The sequence below is a fragment of the Amycolatopsis speibonae genome (assembly GCF_042647925.1).
In the GTDB taxonomy this organism is placed as follows: domain Bacteria; phylum Actinomycetota; class Actinomycetes; order Mycobacteriales; family Pseudonocardiaceae; genus Amycolatopsis; species Amycolatopsis speibonae.
Genome location: NZ_JBHRWK010000061.1, coordinates 19,675 through 37,114 on the forward strand (window position 1 = coordinate 19,675; position 17,440 = coordinate 37,114).

The window sequence follows — 17,440 nt, forward strand, 5'->3', positions numbered from 1 at the left end:
ACAGTCATAAGCATGTGCGTATCATCTACCAAGTACAACGATATGAGGAGAGCGCATGATCAGGAGCAAGTGGATCACCGGCCCGGCGACGGACTTCACGGGAGACGTACTGGTCAGCGTCACCGAGTTGACGCTGAACGACTTTCGGCGCACGCCAGGCGCGTACCGGGCGGGCTACACGCTCAGCCGCGAGTGGCCCCGGCTACCCGGCGCGATCGGCCAGTGGTTGTGGGCCGAACCGTCGCGACGGCGGCTGGGCTCGGTCTCGGTCTGGCGTGACCGCACCGGCCTCCGCGGTTTCGTCGGGCTCCCCGCCCACGTCGCGATCATGCGGAAGTACCGCGACCTCGGCACCACCCGCGCCACCACCTGGCAGGCCGCCGAGGTCGATCCGCAGGTCATCTGGCGGACGGCGGACCGATGGCTGAAGGATCGCGCCTGACGATGATGAGCGCGCTCACGGCGAGCGGGAGCAGGGCCCACAACACGACGGTGAGATAGCCGTTCTGGGCCGGGAACACGGCGCCGTCCGGAGTCGCGGCACCGAGCACGAGACCGGCGAGCGCGCTGCCGATGCTCATCCCGATACTGCGGGAGATCTGGTTGATCGAGAGCACACTGGCCGTCTCTTCCCGGGGCACACCGACGAGGACGAGCTTGGGCATCACCGCGAAGACACCTCCGACGGCGAAGCCGAGCAGGGCGATCGCGGCGAGGACGACGAAGAGCGACTGAGGTCCGGCCGCGAACAACAGTGCGGCGACGACGGCGATCGCGACCGAGAGCGTGTAAGTCCATCGTTCGGTGAACCGTGCGATGAGGCGCGGCGCCACTTTCCCGGCGGCGAACCCGAGCAGCGAGAACGGGATCAGTGCCGCCCCCGCGGCCACACCGGGGAGGGCGAAACCATAGTGGGCGCCGGACGGGGTCTGCACGTAGCGGGTGAACACGCTGAACAGCAGGTACAACCCTGTCCCGGCAACGAGTATCGCGAGATTCGCGCGCAGAAGGGGACCTTGGCCGAGCAGTCGCAGATTCACCAGCGGTGCCGTGGCGCGCCGTTCGATGAACGTCCACGCGGCCAGGGCCGCGGCGGCACCGGCGAGGATGCCTGCCGCCGTCCACGCGTTCGCCCAGATCGAGGGTTCGGCGATGACCACAAGGAGCCCGAGGGTGCCGAGGGCGAGAAGCAGCGCGCCGGGGACGTCGATCCGGGGACGCTCCCCCGGTGCCTCGGCGGGCAGTGTCCGCCAGGCGACGACGAGCGCGGCCGCGGACAGGAGAAGCCCGAGCCCGTAGGCGACGCGCAGACCGGCGACCTGGTCGAGCAGGCTGACCGCCGGATAGCCGACCCCGATGCCGACCGTCGTCGCGACCGACAGCGCGGCGATCGTGGACGCCGAGCGCTCCGGCGGCAGGTGTTCGCGGGCGACACTCATCAACAGCGACCCGACCGCGATCGCGAGCCCCTGCAGGCCGCGTCCGATCACCAACGCCGCGAACGGAAGCGGCAGCACGGTCAGCAGCCCGCCCGCCGTGACCACGGCGAGGGTGCCCAGGATCGTGACGCGGCGGTACGGGCCGCTGCCGAGCCTGCCGAGGACGGGGCCCGCGATCGCGCCGCTGAACAGGGGCACCGTCAAAGTCCACTGCGCGGCGTCCAGGGACACGTGCGTTCCCGTGGCGACCGGAGTGATGAGGGGCGCCCCGACACTGCCGATCACCGCTCCCGCCAGCGCCGTGCACACCAGGGCGAGGCTCAGCCGTCCGTCCCGCCGGGTGGCGACGTCGCCGCGGCCGCTCATCGGTTCGTTTCGGTGGTGACGTGCGCGAACAGCCCTGGCTGGATCCGGGTGCGGACACCGTCGGCCCACCCGGCTTCGACCTGCCCGAGGTCCATCGCGGCGCCGGCGTTCAGCAGCATCCCGAACGCGAGGAAGGCCTTCACGGTCACCGGTTCGAGCCCGGTCCCGTCCTCGGCGGTGTCCCACATCCGCCCGAAGCACTCCCGCACGACGTCCCGCACTTCCGGATCACCGCACGCGGCGAAGCCCTGAAGCTGCAACAACAATCCGGTCCGGTCGGCCAGCAGGTCGAAGTACTGGGCACCCATCGCCGACAGCGCCCCCAGACCATCCTTCCCTTCGCCCGCGTCTCGCATGCCTTCGCTGACCCGCTCGAACGCCGCCTGGATCAACTCCAGGAACAGGGCCTTCTTCGTCCCGAACAGCCGGAAGACATACGCCTGGGTGATTCCCGCTTGTCTCGCGATCGCCTCCGTCGACGCCCCGTGCAACCCGTGCTCCGCGAACTCCTTCGCCGCGATGGCCAGCACCTGGGTGCGTCGCTCGGTCCCGCTCATCCGTTCGGCCATGGAGCTAAGTTACTGGTTACTAACTACTAACAACATGTGACGCCGGTTACCCGCGGATGAACCCGGATTCGAAAGGGGTTTCGAACCTTCCGCCGGGCAGCGTGATGGTCGATGTGGGCGCCCGGATCTATGCGTTCGAACCCGCGTCGGCGTCCTACCACTGCCTTGCGGAGAACTGCTCGCGGTACGCGCCGGGCGCGCGGGTGGCCAACCTCGCCCTCGGTTCGGCGACCGGGGAAGCACTGCTCACCTACTACCCGCACCGCTCGACCATGTCGACGTTGCACGTCGACGACGAGGAAGACCGCCACAACGTCCGGGTCCTGTTCGAGCAGTTCGATCCGTCCGCCGAGTTCCGGGCGGAGTTCTGGGACAGGTTCGACCGTGACCACGCTGGCGGATGCCCCCTCCGGCACCGGCATCGACGAAATCTCCTTCTTGAAGATCGACGTCGAGCGAGCGGAGCTGGAGGTGCTGAACGGCCTCGCGGACGATCAGTGGGCGAAGGTGCGCAGGCTGGCCATCGAGGTGCACGACAAGGACGGCCGGCTCGCCGGGATCAGCGGACTACTGGACCGGCGCGGCTAACGCGTCGAGTACTTCCGCGAGGAGTACTTCTCCGGCACCGACATCCACATGGTCTACGCCCATCGCGACTGATGGCGACTTCACCGCTTCGTTCCGCCCGTTCTCGCCAGCACCATCGCCCCCGCCAGCGACGCATGCGCGCCGAAGGCCGCCGTCGCGACGGCGGGCAGCCGATGTCCTTGCCTGATCCAGACGCGCGAGCGTTCTCCGACGCGCGCGGGCAGACCGGGCAACGCCACGCCGAACCCGCCGCCGATGTGTACCCGGCTCGGCTGGACCAGTTCGGACAGGAGCACGACGACGCGAGCCAGGGTTTCGGCCACGAAGGCGACCACTTTCCCGGAAGTGACGAGTTCCTCCGAGGGGAGCCCTGTCCGGCGGGAAAGGGCTTCGGGAGAGAGCAAGGCCTGCAGGCAGCCGCCACGTCCGCACCGGCAGGGCGGCCCGGCCGGGTCCATCGGCAGGTGCCCGAGTTCGCCCGCGGTGCCCCACGCGCCCCGGAGCAGGCGGCCGTCGCTGATCACCCCGCCGCCGACGCCGGTCCCGAGCCCGAGGTAGACCAGGTCGGCACAGCCGCTCGCTTCGGCTTCGGCGACCGCGGCGAGCGTGCCGTCGTCACCGAAGAGCACCGGCGCGCCGATGGTCTCCTCGATGGTCCGGCGCAGGTCGAGGCCGCACCACGAAGGCCTGCTCGGCCACGCCGTCACCCGGCCGTCGAGATCGACCGTCGGAGCGGCGGACACTCCCGCCCGCACGACCTCCGGCGGCGCCGCGGCCAGCACGGCACGCAGCAGCGCGAGATCGGACTCCACTCCGTCCCGTGGCCACGGTTCGATCCGCTCCCACGTCTTGTCTGCCGACGCGGCCCTGACCGCGAGTTTGGTACCGCCGATGTCGAGTGCCAGGAAGGTCATCGGCCGCGCAGCAACCCGGACCAGATCCCGAACGCGGCGACCGTGGCCGCGGCGCCGGTGGCCAGGACGCCCGGCCCCGTCCCGGGCCGGGAATCCTTTCGTCCCGCCCGGGCCCGGGCTTCGCCGACGGCCGTGGTCACGGTCCGCCGCACCACCCGGCCGAGTTCGGCCTGGTCGAGCGACGCGGCGTGGTGGACGAGCATCGTCCCGGTGACCGGGCTCGCCTGGGCCCTGAGCACGCCGGAGGCGCTCTCCAGCCGGGCCGCCAGCAGTTTCGCGACCTCCGGGCGGCCACGCATCACCGGGATGTCCCAGCGTTGCCGCCCGGGCAGGACCGATCTGGGCCGGACCTTGACCCTCACGAGCGCGTGGAGGACCAGCGTGGCTGTCTTGCCCATCACCGAGGCGATCAGCGCGCCGCGCTGGTTTGCCTGGCCTTCGCCGGTGGTTTCGCCGGCGCGGGCTTCTCCGTCTGCGAAACGGCCATCTCCGCGGTCACTTCCGCCGCCAGGTCCTGCAATTCCTCACCGGCTTGCGCGGCGGCCTTCTTCACCTCCATCGCGATCGCCACCGATGTCCGGATGACACCACGCACCACCGGTTTCACCAGTTTGAGGGTCACCGGCCCGGCGACGAATCCGATCACGAACGGGGCCACAACAGGCGCTACCATCGTCACTCCATTTCCGTTGCACGCGGGTACCGTGAATGTTCAACCATCATCTGGTCAGCCGATTCCACACCGCCCCCTTCCCGGAAAAAGCGCCGTGAGAATTTCAGCTAAACAGCGCGATCGGACAGGGTCAAGATCGTCGTCGCCGAGGTCCCTTACCGGACCAGCCGGTATCACCGGTTCGGAGCAGCAAGAAACCGGGAATCCTGCTCTGGCAAGGACTTTTCCCCAGGCTGACACTTTCCGGTGAATCCGGCCGCCAGCACCGAGCAGCCGGCAGTGGTCACCAGCGTCATCAGGACGAACAACGAAAAGCCGGTGTCGGTCAGGATCCCCATTCGCCGTCCGGTGTCGAGGACGACGAGTTCGGTCAGTCCTCGGCAGTTGAGCAGGGTGGCGAGCAGAAGGACAGCCAGCAGCATCGGTGTTCCCACGATCGCGTCGAGGTGGACGTCGATACCGATGACGCAGAAGAAAAGCGGAAGCAGCAGCCACGAGACGAAGGGCCGCAGCTTTTCGTCGAGCCGGAGCTTCGTCGCGAGTTCTTTCGGGACAGCGGCACCGAAAAGAAAGGCTCCGAGAAAACTGTGCACGCCGACCAGGTCGGTGAACGCGGCCGTCAGCAGCGCTCACCCGAGGAGACCGACGGACACCCCGGACGGAATACGGTCCACCCGCCGCTCGCCGAGCCTGCCCAAACCGCGGCGCACCACACCGAGCAGCAGGACAACGAGCCTGGCGAGCACCGGCAACGCGGTGACACTCAGGCTCACCCCGATGAACAGCGCGAAGGCGGCGTCCCCGCCGTTCGGCAGCCCGAGCCGGGGAATCCCGGACAGGATCGCCGCGAGCAGCACCCCGAGCGCGAACGGCACGGCGAGCCCGAAGAAGCCGATCGCCACGACCGGCCGGAGCGGCACGCCCTGCGAAGGCACCGCGGATTCCATCCCGACGAGGAACATGAAGACGAGAACACCCAGCTGTGCCAACGTTTCCATGGTGGCGCGGACGCCGGGGTCGAAGAGCCAGAGCTGGGCGGCGGGCCACACGGCGCCCAGCAAGGACGGGCCGAGCAGTACCCCGGCGACCACCTCCCCGAGCACCCTGGCCTGGCCGAGCCTGGTGGCCAGCGTGCCACCGAGCCGGGCGACGAGCACGACCAGCGAGACGGCGAGCAACGCCCGCCACTGCGGGATCGACGACGGCGGGGTCTGGGGTTCCGCACCGCGCGGGCCGGGGAACTGAGCCGCGCCGAACACCGCCGCGGCCACCAGGACGGCGCAGACCACCAGCCAAGGCCACAGCCGATGGCGCTTCGTGGCCGGCTTCTCCATGCCGCCTCATTTCGCCGCCCGGCCGAGTTCGTTGTCGATGAAGTCGAGGATCTCGGCTGCCGACGCCGTCCGGAGCCGGTCCGCGGTCCCGGTGTCCGCCTCCGGTCTCGGGGCCCAGCCCTCGGTGATCCGCTGGAACCGCGCGAGTACGGCGGCGCGGTACCCGTCGTCGAGCGTGTCGGCCGGGACGGCTTCGAGCCGGTCCAGATCATGAAGCAGCGCAAGGGATCCGCTGGGGGCCCCGGAGAACATTTCGGTCCACAGCACCCGGGCGACGGCGGCGGCTGTCGGGTGGTCGAAGAGGATGGTGGCCGGGAGGCGCAGGCCGGTGGCGAAGACGATCCGGTTGCGCAGTTCGACCGCGGTCACCGAGTCGAAGCCCAGTTCCTGGAACGCCTCCCGCGAGCCGGTACTGGCGCCTCTCTCGTAGCCGAGCACGTTCGCGGCCTGCTCGCGGACGAGGTCCAGCAGTTCGCGTTCCTGTTCGGCGCGCGGCAGCTCCCCGAGCCGCTCGGCCATGGTCACCTCGTCGACGACGGGCACAGCAGGGGGCGGCGTGTACTCCGGGTTCGCGGGTTCGAGCCAGAAACGCCGCCGCTGGAACGGATACGTCGGCAGCCCGACAAGCCGTCCGGCGCCGCCGAGCACGGACGGCCAGTCCACCGGCACCCCGCCCGCGGACAACTCGCCCAGCCCGGAAAGGAATCCGGCCGCCTCCCGACGTTCCCGCAGCCCCGCCACGACCAGCGTGTCGCGCTCACCTTCCCAGCAGTCACGGACCATGCCGGTCAGCGCCCGGCCGGGCCCGACTTCGAGCACCTTGCCGACGCCGGCGGCGCGCAGCCGGGCCACACCCTCGGCGAACCGGACGGTCGAGCGCAGGTGGGTGCTCCAGTAGCCGGGTTCGCCCAGCACGTCGGCGCCGACGACGTCGCCGGTCACGTTCGAGACCACCGGGAGCCGGGGTTCGGTGAAGCTGAGCCCGCGGACCACGTCCTCCAGCCCTGCGGCCGCTTCGTCCACGCAGGGCGAGTGGAACGCGTGGCTGACGCGCAGCCGCCGGGTCCGCCATCCGTACTCGCCGCACCGGTCCGTCACCCAGGAGACGGCGTCCTCGTCGCCGGACACCACGACCGCCCGCGGCGCGTTCACCGCCGCGAGGGCGATCCGGCCGGCGCATTCCTCCACCACCGCGGCGACTTCCCGTTCGGAGGCCGCCACCGCGGCCATCGCCCCGCCCGGCGGCAGGTCGCCCATCAACCTGCCGCGCGCCTCGACCAGCGCGCACGCGTCGCGCAGGGACAACGCGCCCGCCACGTGGACCGCGGTCACCTCGCCGAGGGAATGCCCGGCCACCAGGTCGGGCCGCACCCCGAAGGACTCCAGCAGCCGGGCCAGCGCGGTCTCGACCGCGAACAACCCGGCCTGCGCGTACCGCGTCCCGTCCAGTTGATCGGACTCGAAGACCGTTTCCTTCAAAGGGAAAGCGAAGTGCCCGCAGATCTCGTCGAAGGCTTCGCGGAAGACCGGGAACTTCTCGTACAGCTCGCGGCCCATCCCGGCCCGCTGGCTGCCCTGCCCGCTGAACACGAAGGCCAGCTTGCCCTCGGCCGGGGCCACCTCGACCGCGTCCCGGCTCAAGGTCGCGAGCTCGGCCAAGAGCTCGTCGCGGTCGTCGGCCACCACCACGGCACGCTGTGCCAGCATCGCCCGTGAGGACACCAGCGACTTCGCCAGATCTTCCACGGCGACGTCGTGGTTCGCCGACACGAACTCCGCCATCGTCCGCGCTTGCGCCCGCACCGCCTCCACCGTCGCCCCGGACAGCACCACCGGCCAAGGCCCGCGATGGTCACCGGTCTCGGCTTCGGGTTCGCCGGTCTCCGCGACGGACTCGAGGATCAAATGCGCGTTGGTGCCGGAAACACCGAAGGACGAAACCCCCGCACGGCGCGGTTCCGGCCACTCACGAGGTTCGGTGAGCAACTCCACGGACCCGGACGACCAGTCGACCTCCGGGGTGGGCGCGTCGACGTGCAGGGTTTTCGGGAGCACCCCGTGCCGCATCGCGAGCACCATCTTGATCACCCCGGCGATCCCCGCGGCGCCTTGGGCATGGCCGAGATTCGACTTCAGCGAACCGAGCCACACCGGGCGATCCCGGTTCTGGCCGTAGGTCGCCAATACCGCCTGCGCCTCGATCGGATCGCCGAGGCGTGTGCCCGTTCCGTGTGCTTCCACGGCGTCGATGTCCGAAGTGGACAGACCGGCGTCGGCCAGCGCGGACAGGATCACCCGTTGCTGTGCCGGACCGTTCGGGGCCGTCAAGCCGTTCGAGGCACCGTCGGAGTTCATCGCCGAGCCGCGGACGACAGCCAGCACACGGTGCCCCAGCCGGGTGGCATCCGAAAGCCGTTCCAGCAGCACCACACCGGCGCCTTCCGACCACGCCGTCCCGTCGGCGGCGGCCGCGAACGACTTACACCGGCCGTCGGGAGCCAGTCCGCGCTGTCGCGAGAACTCCACGAAACCGCGAGGCGTCGCCATCACCGTCACCCCGCCCGCGAGGGCCATCGAGCACTCGCCCCGGCGTAGCGACTGCACCGCGAGATGCATCGCCACCAGCGAGGACGAGCACGCCGTGTCGATCGAGATCGCCGGCCCCTCCAGGCCGAAGGTGTACGCGACCCGGCCCGAAACGACGCTGCCGGACACGCCGGTGATCCGGTAGGCGTCCAAGTCACCGGCCCCGGGGTTGCGGTAGTGGTCGTAGTCGTGGTTCGTCACGCCGGTGAAGACCCCGGTGTCGCTGCCCCGCACCGACGTGGGATCGATGCCCGCGTGCTCGAAGACCTCCCAGGACGTCTCCAGCAACAGCCTCTGCTGCGGATCCATCGCCAGCGCCTCGCGCGGGCTCACCGCGAAGAACCGCGCGTCGAAACCGGCCACGTCGTCGACGAACGCGCCCTGCCGGACATACGACTTCCCGGCGGCGTCCGGATCGGGGTCGTACAACGCGCCCAAGTCCCAGCCGCGATCGGCCGGGAAGTCCGTCACGGCGTCGACTCCGCCCGCCACGAGGTCCCACAGCCCCTCGGGCGACACCACGCCACCCGGCAACCGGCACGCCATGGACACGATCGCGATCGGCTCGTCCGCGACGGCGGTGACGCGGGACGTGGTGCGCCCGCGTTCCCCTCCCGACAGCCGCTCGCAGAGGTGACCGGCCAGCCCGCCGGGAGTCGGGTAGTCGAAGACCAGGGTCGCGGGCAGCCGCAGCCCGGTCGCGGCGGCGAGGCGGTTGCGCAACTCGACACCGGTCAGCGAATCGAGGCCCATTTCCTTGAACGCCCTGACCTCGTCGACGGCGTCCTTCGTGGCGTGCGCGAGTACGGCGGCGACTTCCCGGCGCACCAGATCGAGCACCGCTTGACGGCGACCCTCTTCGGGAAGCCGGGCGAGTGAATCCGGGGATCCGGTCCGGACCGCGCGCCGTCGCCGCACCAGGGAACGGAAAAGCGGCGGTACTTCACCGGCCCCGACCGCGGCGAGGTCGAACCGCGCCGGGACGAGCGACGGCAGTCCCGTGGCCATCGCGCTGTCGAACAACGCCATACCGTCCACCGCGGACAGTGGCCGCATGCCGGTGTTCGCCAATCGGCGACGGTCGGTGTCGGAGAGTCGCGCGGTCAGGCCTGTCGGTTCCCACAGACCCCAGGCGAGAGAGGTCGCGGGAAGCCCTTCGGCGTGACGCTGGTGCGCGAGCCCGTCCAGGAATCCGTTGGCGGCCGCGTAGTTGCCCTGCGCGGCACTGCCCAGCGCACCGGCTACCGAAGAGAAGAGGACGAACAGGCTGAGGTTGTGGTGTCGGGTGAGGTCGTGGAGGTTGAGGGCGCCGTTGATTTTGGGGGTGAAGACGGTGTCGAGGCGGTGTGGGGTGAGGGTGGCGAGGACTCCGTCGTCGAGGACTCCGGCGGCGTGGATGACGCCGGTCAGGGGGTGTTCGGGTGGGATGTCGTCCAACACGGTGGCGAGGGCGTCGCGGTCGGCGACGTCGCAGGCCACGACGTGTGCTTCGGGTATGTCGGTGGTGCCGCCGGTGCGGCTGAGCAGCAGCAGATGCCGGACGCCGTACGTGTCGACCAGGTGGTGGGCGATGATCCGGCCGAGGGTGCCGGTGCCGCCGGTGATCAGGATCGTCCCGTCCGGGTCCAGCACCAGCGGCTCACCAGCGGGTTCGACTCGGGCGAGCCGGGGGACCCGGACTTGACCGGCGTGGATCGCGACTTGTGGTTCGTCACCGGCCGCGGCCTGCGCTATCAGGGCACGGGATCTCGGGTCGTCGTCGAGGTCTGCGAGCATGATCCGGCCGGGCTCTTCGGCTTGTGCGGAGCGCACTAGGCCCCACACCGCCGCCCCCACCGGCGTGGACACACCACGGGTCAGTACCACCAGACGTGACGAGGTCTCCTCCCGCACGAACTCCTGCACCCGCGCGAGAACACCGGCCACCACTTCACGTACATCACCAGCACCGGCCTCGCACACCACGACATCCACATCGGGCGCCGCCCCGACCTCGGCAGGCACCCACTCCACCCCGAACAACGAACCGCCGGTCGTGGTCCGCAGCCCCGCGAGGGACACCGGCCGGAACACCAGCGATTCGACGGTGGCGACCGGGGCGCCCGTTTCGTCGGCCAGCCGCAGCGAAACCTCGCCCTCTCCCCTGGCGACGGCGCGGACGCGCACCAGCGTCGCGCCCGAAGCGTGGAGCGAAACCCCGGTCCACGAGAACGGGAGCCGGACGTCGCCGTCGGGCGTCGCGACCTCCTGACCGGTGAAGGTGCTCGCGTGCAACGCGCATTCGAGCAGCGCCGGATGCAGCCCGAACCGACCGGCTTCGAGGCTCTGTTCCTCGGTCAGGGCGACCTCGCCGAAGATCTCCTCGCCCCGGCGCCACACCGCGCGCAACCGTTGGAAACCCGGTCCGTACGCCAGTCCTGCGGCGGCGAATCCCGCGTAGGTGTTCTCGATGTCCACAGGTGCCGCCCCGGCCGGTGGCCATTCGGCGAACTCGAAGCCGGAGGGCGCACCGGACGCGGCCAGGGACCCGCTCGCGTGGCGGGTCCACTCGGCGTCCGGCCCGGCCTCGTCGGGGCGGGAGTGGATGGCCAGCGCGCGGCGTCCGTGGGCGTCGGGCGGCCGCACCCGGACCCGGAGCTGGCGGGCTTCCCGGTCCCGCAGCACCAGCGGCGCCTCGATCACCAGCTCGTCGACCACCGGGTGGCCGACCTCGTCACCCGCCCGGATCGCCAGCTCCACCAGCGCGACCCCGGGGACGACGGTCGTGTCGAACACGACGTGGTCCACGAGCCACGGATGCGTGGCGAGCGAAAGCCGCGCTGTCAGCGCCACTCCGTCGTCTTCGGGGAGCCGGACGACCGCGCCGAGCAGAGGATGGTCCGCGGCGGCCAGGCCCGCCGCCGTCACGTCCCCGGCTCCGGTGCGCGCGTCCAGCCAGAACCGCTCACGCTGGAACGGATACGTCGGCAGGTCCACCCGCCGGTACGGTCCGTCGAACGCGGGTTTCCAGTCGACAGGCACACCGCGCCGGTGGAGTTCCCCCGCCGAGGCCAGGAACCTTCCCCAGCCGCCCTCGTCGCGGCGCAGTGTCCCGGTCACCACCGCGGGCTCTTCGACGACGTCGGCGATGCTCGTGGTCAGCACCGGATGCGCGCTCACTTCCAGGAACGCGCGGTGTCCCTCGGCGGCCAGCCCGCGCATGGCGGACTCGAAACCCACCGGCTGTCGCAGATTCCGGTACCAGTACCCGGCGTCCATCTCCGTGCCGCCGAGCCAGCGATCGTCCACAGTGGAATAGACGGGCACCGTGCCCGGCGCCGGGCGGACGTCGGCCAAGGTCTCCAGCAGCTTCTCCCGCACGGCCTCGACCTGGCCGGAGTGGCCCGCGAAATCCACGCCGGGCAGCGCCCAGCGCAACAGGCGCCGGGCCGACAGCAGGCGGCCGAACTCCTCGATCGCGTCCGCGTCCCCCGAGACGGTGACCGACGCCGGACCGTTCACCGCGGCCACCCAGAGCCGGTCTCGGAAGCCGGGCAGGAGCGCCCGCACCTGGTCTTCCGGGGCGACGACCGACAGCATCGCACCACGCCCCGACAGTTCCCGGGCGATGACCGCGGACCGCAGCACCACCACGCGGACGGCGTCCTCCAGCGACAGCACCCCGGCGACGTACGCCGCCGCGATCTCGCCTTGGCTGTGGCCGGCGACCGCGTCCGGCTCGACACCCAGCGAACGCCAGACCGCGGCCAGCGACACCATCATCGCGAACGACACCGGCTGCACGACGTCCACCCGCGCGAGTGCCGCCTCGTCGTCGAGCGCGTCCCACAGCTTCCAGCCGACCAGACCTTCCAGGACCTCGGCGCACGCGAGCATCGAGTCGCGGAACACCGCGCACGACTTCCCCAGCTCGCGTCCCATCCCCGCCCACTGCGTTCCCTGGCCGGGGAAGACGAACACGAGCCGCCCGGTGACGTCCGCGCTCCCCGGCCCCGCTCCTGCCAGCTTCGCCACCAGATCTTCGCGCTCGTCCGTCACCACGACGGCCCGGTGCGCCAACGCCGCCCTCGACGACAGCAGCGACCACGCCACATCGCCTACCTCGATGTCAGGACGCGTGCGCACGAATTCGGCGACCCGCTCGGCCTGTGCCCGCGCCGCCTCCGCGGTGGCGCCCGACACCAGCACCGGCCACGGTCCGGCTTGACCGCCGCTCTCGGCGTGGGTCCGCGGAACCGATTCCAGGATCAGGTGGGCGTTGGTCCCGCTGGCGCCGAAAGCCGAAAGCGCGGCGCGACGCGGACGATCGAGTTCGGGCCACGGGCACGCCTCGGTGAGGATCTCCACCGCACCAGACGACCAGTTCACCCGCGACGTGGGCGTGTCGACGTGCAACGTCTTGGGGAGCAGGCCGTGGCCCATGGCCAGGACCATCTTGATCACCCCGGCGACCCCTGCCGCGCCCTGGGTGTGGCCGATGTTCGACTTCACCGAGCCCAGCCGCACCGGGTGTTCGCGGTCCTGGCCGTAGGTCGCCAGCAGGGCTTGCGCCTCGATCGGATCGCCCAGCCGGGTGCCCGTGCCGTGCGCTTCCACCGCGTCCACGTCCACAGTGGACAGACCGGCGTCGGCGAGGGCGGCCCGGATCACCCGCTGCTGGGAAGGTCCGTTCGGCGCGGTCAGGCCGTTGGACGCGCCGTCGGAGTTCACCGCGGAACCGCGGACGACCGCCAGCACCGGATGTCCGCGCTCCTCGGCGACCGAAAGCCGCTCCAGCAGCACCATGCCCGCACCCTCCGACCACACGGTGCCGTCGGCGGCGTCGTCGAAGGACTTGCATCGGCTGTCGGGGGCGAGCGCGCGCTGCCGGGAGAATTCCACGAACGTGTCCGGCGTCGACATCACGGTCACCCCGCCCGCCAGCGCCATCGCGCATTCCCCGCGGCGCAGCGACTGCACGGCGAGATGCATCGCCACCAGCGAAGACGAACACGCCGTGTCGACGGTGATCGCCGGGCCCTCCAGCCCGAACGTGTAAGCCACCCGCCCGATCGCGGCACTGCCCGAACTGCCTGTCCCGACGTAGCCCTCGACTTCTTCGGGCACCGGACGCAACCGCGTCCCGTGGTCGTGGTTGATGATGCCGCCGAAGACCCCGATCTTCCCGCCGCGCACCGAACCGGGGTCGATGCCCGCCCGTTCGAACGCCTCCCACGAGGTCTCGAGCAGCAGCCGTTGCTGTGGATCCATCGCGAGTGCCTCACGCGGGCTGATCCCGAAGACCCCGGGGTCGAACATGGCCATGTCGTAGAGGAATCCGCCTTCGCGGGCATACGACTTGCCGGACGCGTCCGGGTCGGCGTCGAACAGGGTGTCCAGCTCCCAGCCGCGGTCGTCCGGGAACCCCGCGATCGCGTCCACACCGCCGTCGAGGAGCGCCCACAGTTCCTCCGGCGTCCGCACACCCCCGGGGAACCGGCAGGCCATGGCCACGACGGCGATGGGATCGGCGGAGCCCGCGCCCTGCCTTCGCAACCGCTCGTTCTCCTTGAGCGTCGAGCGAAGCGCTTCGACGAGCTGTTCCTCAGAGGTCGTCACGGGCCACTCCAGCCTCGGGACTCATCGCCTGCCGCACGAGTTCGGCCGCGTCCATCGAGTCGAAGTCGGGCGTTCTGCTCTCGGGAATCCCGGCGGTCACCGCGTCGGGGAACAGCTCCGCGTGCACGCGAAGCGCGAGTGCCTGCGGTGTCGGATGGTCGAAGACGACCGTGGCGGGCAGTTCCGCGCCGAAGACCCTCACGAGGCGATTGCGCAGTTCGACGGCGGTGAGCGAATCGAATCCGACCTCTCGGAACGCCTGGTCCGCTTTCAAGGAGTCCTTTCCGGAACGCACGACGGAGACCGCCTCGGCGAGCACGAGTTCGAGCACTGTCCGGCGCGGATCGCCGTCCAGTACGAGGCGCGACTTCGTCCTGCGGGGTTTCGGCGGCGCTTCCTGCTCCAGCCGGGCCGGGATCAGCACCGGAGGGCCCGCTCCGATCGCGAGATCGAACAAGGCCAGCGCTTCGGCGGTCGCCAACGGCTTCACTCCGCCACTGGGCGCCCGGTCCGCGGCCATGCCGATGTCCCACGGTCCCCACGCCAGCGACGTCGCCGGGAGCCCTTCGGCATGCCGTTGCCGGGCGAGACCGTCGAGGAAGCCGTTGGCCGCGGCGTAACCGCCCTGCCCGGCGTTGCCCAGGGTCCCGGCGATCGAGGAGAACAGGACGAACAGGGACAGGTCACGGGTGAGCTCGTGCAGGTTGAGCGCCCCGTCGACCTTGGGCGCGAACACGGTTCCCAGTCGTTCCCGGTCCAGCGATCCGAGCACGCCGTCGTCGAGTACGCCGGCGGCGTGCACCACCCCGGTCAGCGGATGTCCGGCGGGGATGTCGTCGAGGACGGCGGCCAGCAGGTCCCGGTCCGCGACGTCGCAGGCCACCACACGCGCGCCGGGAAGGTCGGTCGTCCCGCCCGACCTGCTGACCAGCAGCAGATGCCGGACCCCGTGCACTTCGCTCAGATGCCGGGCGACGGCCCGGCCGAGCGCGCCGGTGCCGCCGGTGATCAGAACCGTGCCGTCCGGTTCCAGGACCGTCTGCTTTCCGGTCACCGGTCGAAGCTTCGGCACGAAGACGGCGTCACCGCGGATCACGACTTCCGGCTCGTGCCGGGGCACGAGTCCGGGCGAGGCGCCCGCGTCCAGATCCGCCAGGACGATCCGTCCCGGCTCCTCCGCCTGAGCGGCCCGCACCAGCCCCCACACGGCGTGTCCCACCGGGTCACCGCGGTCCGGCCCGACCTGTTCCCGGGTCACCACCAGGAGCTTGCGCGCTTCGGTGGTCCGCAAGAACGCGAGCACCCGGGAGACCACTTCGCGCACGTCTCCCCCACCGGCTTCGCAGACGACGAACCCGGGATCTCCGCGACCGTGCTCCGCCCGCACCCACTCGACTTCGAACAGCCCGCCGCCCGTCCCCCACCGCGCGCCGGTCACCGGCCGGGAAAGCAGGGACTCGATCTCCGCGACCGGCGCGCCGGTGTCATCGGCGAGTCCGACGGTCACCCCGCCGTTTCCGTCCGCCGCCAGCCGGGCGCGCAGCCGGGTCGCGCCGTCGGACCATTCCTGGATTCCCCGCCAGGCGAACGGGACCCGCAGCCGGCCTTCTTCCTCGTCTTCGAAGCCGCCGAGGGTGATGGCCTGCAGGACGGCGTCCAGCAGAGCCGGATGCACCGCGAACCGATCCGCCTGCTCACCGGGCAGCGCGACCTCGACGAAGAGTTCACCTCCTCGCCGCCACGCTGCCCGCAGGCACTGGAACGAGGGTCCGTAACCGTATCCCCGGTCGCGCAGGTCGTCGTAGAACTCGCTGACGTCAAGGGAAACCGCCCCGTCCGGCGGCCATTCGGAGAGCTCGAAGGACGGTGGCGTCACGTCCGCGGTGAGCGTTGCCTCGACGTGTCGGGTCCAGCCCCCCGGCCCGGCTTCCGGACGCGAATGCACGGCTACCGCCCGCTTGCCGCTCTCGTCGGCGCGGCCGACGGTGACCTGTACCTGGACACCGCCGTCCGGCAACAGCAACGGAGCCTCGTTGGTCAGTTCTTCGACGCGCGGGCAGCCCGCGCTCTCCGCCGCCCGCATCACCAGCTCCAGCAACGCGGTGCCCGGAACGACCACCAGGCCCCGCAGGACATGGTCGGCCAGCCACGGTTGCCTGTCCCTCGACAGGAAACCGGTGAACACCAGCTCCTCGGTGCCGGGCAGGTCCAGCATCGCGTCCAGCAGCGGATGCCCCAGTCCTGTCGACCCCGCGGCCGTAGGGGCCGCGGCCGCCGGCCAGTAGCGTTCGTGCTGGAAGGCATACGTGGGCAGGTCGGCGAGCTCGGCGGGGCCGTCGAACGTGCGGTCCCAGCGCACGGGGAGGCCGGTGGCGGCCAAGGCCTCCAGCACCGCACGCTTCTCGGTCCGGTCGCGGCGCAGCACCGGCACGGCCCCGTCGACCATGGTGCTGAGGGCGGCGTCGGGGCCGATCTCCAGGACGGTCGTGACCCCGAGCTCGCGCAACGCCAGGACAGCGTCGTGGAATCGCACCGGTCGCCGAATCTGCCCGGCCCAGTACTCGGCGCTGTGCTCGGTCAGGACTTCTCCGGTCACCGTGGACACCAGCGGGATTTCCGTTTCCTCGAACCGGATGTCTTTCAGCGCGGCGGTGAACTCGTCGAGCATGGGATCCATCAGGGGCGAGTGGAAGGCGTGGCTCACCCGCAATCGCCGGGTCCGATGGCCGCGTCCGGCGAACTCGGCGGCGATGGCGAGGACAGCGTGCTCCTCACCGGAGATCACGACCGAGGTCGGGCCGTTGACCGCGGCGAGGTTTGCCCGGCCGTCGAGCGCCGCCGTGATCTCCTCCTCCGCCACGGCGATGGCGACCATCGCCCCGCCTTCAGGAAGGTCTTGCATGAGCGCGCCGCGTGCGGCCACGAGAGCGCAGGCGTCCTCCAAGGACAATGCCCCGGCGACGTGGGCCGCGGTGATCTCGCCGACGGAGTGCCCGGCGACGAAGTCGGGCCGGAGCCCGAAGGATTCCAGGAGCCGGAAGAGCGCGGTTTCGACGGCGAACAACGCCGTCTGGGTGTAGAGGGTGTCATCGAGCAGGGCGAGTTCGGTGTCGCCGAACACGATGTCCCGCAAGGGGAATTCGAAGTGCTCGCAGAGGGCGTCGAACGTTTCGCGGAAGAGGGGATAGGTGCCGTGGAGTTCGCGGCCCATGCCGATGCGCTGACTGCCCTGTCCGGAGAACACGAACGCGGTCTTACCGCCGTCGACGGTGGTCGGCGTGAGGTTGCCCAAGGCTGCAATGAGTTCGTCCCGGTTCTCGGCGACGGCGACACCACGATGGTCGAACCGTGGCCGGCTGAGCAGTGTTCGCGC

10 protein-coding genes and 1 pseudogene are annotated in these 17,440 nt (G+C 70.7%); 2 read left to right on the forward strand and 9 right to left on the reverse strand.

The genetic code is table 11. From position 1 onward, the window contains the following. The first annotated feature begins 55 nt into the window (after window positions 1-55). The gene (locus ACFOSH_RS33240; RefSeq protein WP_378243733.1) at window positions 56-442 is read left to right on the forward strand and encodes a hypothetical protein; all 387 of its coding nucleotides are present in this window, start codon (window positions 56-58) and stop codon (window positions 440-442) included. Here the strand turns inward: ACFOSH_RS33240 and ACFOSH_RS33245 are convergent. Next, window positions 399-1,805, reverse strand: coding sequence for an MFS transporter (locus ACFOSH_RS33245; RefSeq protein WP_378243735.1), 1,407 nt, complete (start codon window positions 1,803-1,805; stop codon window positions 399-401). The genes ACFOSH_RS33240 and ACFOSH_RS33245 overlap by 44 nt on opposite strands. Beyond that, a complete protein-coding gene (locus tag ACFOSH_RS33250; RefSeq protein WP_378243737.1) occupies window positions 1,802-2,374 on the reverse strand; it encodes a TetR/AcrR family transcriptional regulator in 573 nt (190 codons plus the stop codon). Before ACFOSH_RS33250 ends, ACFOSH_RS33245 begins: the two co-directional genes overlap by 4 nt. A gap of 129 nt (window positions 2,375-2,503) precedes the next feature. Between ACFOSH_RS33250 and ACFOSH_RS33255 the strand changes: the two genes are divergently transcribed. Then, window positions 2,504-2,962, forward strand: a complete 459-nt coding sequence (locus ACFOSH_RS33255; protein WP_378243739.1) for an FkbM family methyltransferase — start codon at window positions 2,504-2,506, stop codon at window positions 2,960-2,962. 80 nt (window positions 2,963-3,042) lie between these two features. Here the strand turns inward: ACFOSH_RS33255 and ACFOSH_RS33260 are convergent, their stop codons facing one another. The 7 genes and pseudogenes from ACFOSH_RS33260 to ACFOSH_RS33290 form a co-directional block, all read right to left on the reverse strand. Next, the gene (locus ACFOSH_RS33260) at window positions 3,043-3,876 is read right to left on the reverse strand and encodes an ROK family protein (protein ID WP_378243741.1); all 834 of its coding nucleotides are present in this window, start codon (window positions 3,874-3,876) and stop codon (window positions 3,043-3,045) included. Further along, window positions 3,873-4,274: a hypothetical protein gene (locus ACFOSH_RS33265; RefSeq protein WP_378243743.1), complete on the reverse strand. Its 402-nt coding sequence runs from the start codon at window positions 4,272-4,274 to the stop codon at window positions 3,873-3,875. The genes ACFOSH_RS33260 and ACFOSH_RS33265 overlap by 4 nt, the downstream gene beginning before the upstream one ends. 11 nt (window positions 4,275-4,285) lie before the next feature. Further along, window positions 4,286-4,549, reverse strand: a complete 264-nt coding sequence (locus ACFOSH_RS33270; RefSeq protein ID WP_378243745.1) for a DUF5132 domain-containing protein — start codon at window positions 4,547-4,549, stop codon at window positions 4,286-4,288. Window positions 4,550-4,722: 173 nt separating this feature from the next. Continuing rightward, on the reverse strand, window positions 4,723-5,175 hold the full coding sequence (locus ACFOSH_RS33275; RefSeq protein WP_378243755.1) for a cation:proton antiporter domain-containing protein: 453 nt from the start codon (window positions 5,173-5,175) through the stop codon (window positions 4,723-4,725). 3 nt (window positions 5,176-5,178) lie between these two features. Next, window positions 5,179-5,883 carry a cation:proton antiporter domain-containing protein gene (locus ACFOSH_RS33280; RefSeq protein WP_378243747.1) on the reverse strand — a complete coding sequence of 235 codons (705 nt, stop codon included), beginning with the start codon at window positions 5,881-5,883 and terminating at the stop codon, window positions 5,179-5,181. Window positions 5,884-5,889: 6 nt separating this feature from the next. Next, window positions 5,890-14,034 (reverse strand): annotated as a pseudogene (locus tag ACFOSH_RS33285) (SDR family NAD(P)-dependent oxidoreductase); the annotation flags it as partial. Window positions 14,035-14,053: 19 nt separating this feature from the next. Beyond that, window positions 14,054-17,440, reverse strand: a 3,387-nt coding sequence (locus tag ACFOSH_RS33290; RefSeq protein ID WP_378243751.1) for an SDR family NAD(P)-dependent oxidoreductase, incomplete at its 5' end; no start/stop codon positions are given.

What these genes read in the sequence shown, in the direction of transcription:
- ACFOSH_RS33265 (WP_378243743.1), bottom strand. Translation starts at nt 4,274, where the DNA reads ATGGGCAAGACAGCCACGCTGGTCCTCCACGCGCTCGTGAGGGTCAAG.
- ACFOSH_RS33280 (WP_378243747.1), bottom strand. Translation starts at nt 5,883, where the DNA reads ATGGAGAAGCCGGCCACGAAGCGCCATCGGCTGTGGCCTTGGCTGGTG.
- ACFOSH_RS33255 (WP_378243739.1), top strand. Translation starts at nt 2,504, where the DNA reads ATGCGTTCGAACCCGCGTCGGCGTCCTACCACTGCCTTGCGGAGAACT.
- ACFOSH_RS33270 (WP_378243745.1), bottom strand. Translation starts at nt 4,549, where the DNA reads ATGGTAGCGCCTGTTGTGGCCCCGTTCGTGATCGGATTCGTCGCCGGG.
- ACFOSH_RS33245 (WP_378243735.1), bottom strand. Translation starts at nt 1,805, where the DNA reads ATGAGCGGCCGCGGCGACGTCGCCACCCGGCGGGACGGACGGCTGAGC.
- ACFOSH_RS33250 (WP_378243737.1), bottom strand. Translation starts at nt 2,374, where the DNA reads ATGGCCGAACGGATGAGCGGGACCGAGCGACGCACCCAGGTGCTGGCC.
- ACFOSH_RS33260 (WP_378243741.1), bottom strand. Translation starts at nt 3,876, where the DNA reads ATGACCTTCCTGGCACTCGACATCGGCGGTACCAAACTCGCGGTCAGG.
- ACFOSH_RS33240 (WP_378243733.1), top strand. Translation starts at nt 56, where the DNA reads ATGATCAGGAGCAAGTGGATCACCGGCCCGGCGACGGACTTCACGGGA.